The organism is Vibrio sp. A8-1, from assembly GCF_013048685.1.
Taxonomy (GTDB): Bacteria; Pseudomonadota; Gammaproteobacteria; order Enterobacterales; family Vibrionaceae; genus Vibrio; species Vibrio metschnikovii.
In genome coordinates this window covers 1-1,957 of record NZ_VHTC01000079.1, presented here as the reverse complement: position 1 = coordinate 1,957, position 1,957 = coordinate 1, and the positions used below count along the sequence as shown (strand labels likewise).

Annotated in this window: 1 protein-coding gene; it reads left to right on the top strand. The window is 36.2% G+C overall.

The window, feature by feature from the left end:
- The first annotated feature begins 1,253 nt into the window (after positions 1-1,253).
- Positions 1,254-1,727, top strand: a complete 474-nt coding sequence (locus FKN93_RS17240; RefSeq protein ID WP_233268137.1) for an HAD-IA family hydrolase — start codon at positions 1,254-1,256, stop codon at positions 1,725-1,727.
- The last annotated feature ends 230 nt before the right edge of the window (positions 1,728-1,957 follow it).

The following is a 1,957-nucleotide window of genomic DNA, read 5'->3' as shown; positions in this document are numbered from 1 at the left end:
AAAATATCGAGTTCGCACATCTTGTTGTCTGGTTATTGATTTTTGGCGAAACCATTTGATCATACGACAAGGTGTGTATCTACCTTAACTTGATGATTTTTATCAAAATCATTAGGGGATTCCTCAGAACTCAGTCTGATTTAGAGGTTTTCTATTCTAATTAATTGATATTATGAGTTTATTATTCTTTTTGGTGGCGATTGAAAGTTGAACGATGCTTTTGTGTTTTTGTCGGCTTTTGCTCTGATAAATTGTGTATGCAAAAGGTTCGATTATCGCTGAAAAGTCTCTTTCTTTGGTGTTACTGGTTCATTGATTCCACAGGCTATTTCGCTTCAGCATGTTTGGGATCTCATTGGCATCTAGCTTGCTGACAGTGTTTGGTTAGCGCAAGTTTATCGATGTTTGTGCGCTTTTGTCTGGCTCTGCTCTGATAAATTGTGTACGCAAAAGGTTCGATTTTTGCTGAAAGGTTTTTTCCTTTGACGTTATTTGTTCCTTGATTCTGTAGGCTAATTCGCTTCAACTTGTTTGGGATCTTATTGGCAATAATGATTGCTGGAAGTAGGTAAGTTTATCATTCTGAGTTAAAGTGTTCGTAAGCAATGAATATTGAAAAAGTTAAATTTAATCAATAAGTAATAAAGCATAACAAACACTTCAAGAGGGACTTCCAACGCGCAGCATTTTCATTATGCGTTGATTTCGGTGGTTTCAGTGTTATGCAGAAAGTTGGTAGTCGCGTTGTCAGCCCCTTAAGTGGGCGTTATATTTCTCTTGAATTCAACCTGTTACAAATTTAAAAGTTAAGTGGTAATGTGGGATCTTTGCTGGTTGATGATTTATTGTGATGGATAGCTGTTGATTTGATCAAGTATATCAATACCTATCGAACATTATCGTTTGGGCTCATTTAGCTGCTATTTTGATTTGGTTTACATTAATGGTTTGTTTCTCTGAGATTTATCATCAGAATCAATGGGCAAGCTTGAGTCAATTTAAAAATTAACTGTTTGTTTTTGTGCCAAAAATTAGTTCAACTTACGTTAAGTGACTGATGTTGTTTGCTATTTTTAAAGGTTGTTTGGTGTTTCAGTAGCTGTATGGAACTGAAATATAACAAACAATTCAAGCAGACCCTCAACGCGTGGCATTTTTATTATGCGTTGAGTTTAGTGATTACGGCGTTGTGCGGGAAGTTGGTAGTTGCGTTTCGGGCTACTTAATTGGGCGTTATGTGCAAGGAGGCATATTTGAACAAAATATACTTATTTGATTGGGGCGATACATTAATGGTTGATTTTCCTGATCAAAAAGGAAAAATGTGTGATTGGGATGAGGTTCAGGCCGTTAATGGTGCTCATGAGATTTTAGAAAATCTATCAAGGCAACATCTTATTTACGTTGCTACTAATGCAGCCGACTCATCTGAAAACGATATCAAATTAGCATTTGAACGCGTTGGTTTAGCTCAGTTTCTCGCTGGTTATTTTTGTAAAGCTAATTTAGGTTTAGGTAAAGGCTCTCCTGAGTTTTTTCATAAAATAGCTCAAGATCTTGGTGTAAGTCATGATTCTCTCATTATGGTTGGTGATTCCCTCGATAATGACATTCTGCCCGCGATTAATGCCGGAGTAAGTGCAGTTTGGTTTAATCCGAAGTTTGAGCCCAATGATTCAGTTGTAAGAGTTAATCAAATCAATAAGTTGTGTGAAATTTGCACATAACAAAGCGTTTAAGAGGGATTCGCAACGCGTAGCATTTTCGTTATGCTTTGATTTTATTGGTTTTTAGTGCAATGCAGTGAGTTGGTAGTCGCGTTGCTCACCCCTTAACGCGGCGTTATGTTTTATTGAGCCTCAGCAAAATCAATATATAAATTTTAATGGGAAAACTCAGTTTGATTTAGACGTTTTCCTACTCTAATTTATTGATATTATGAGTTTATTGTTCTTTT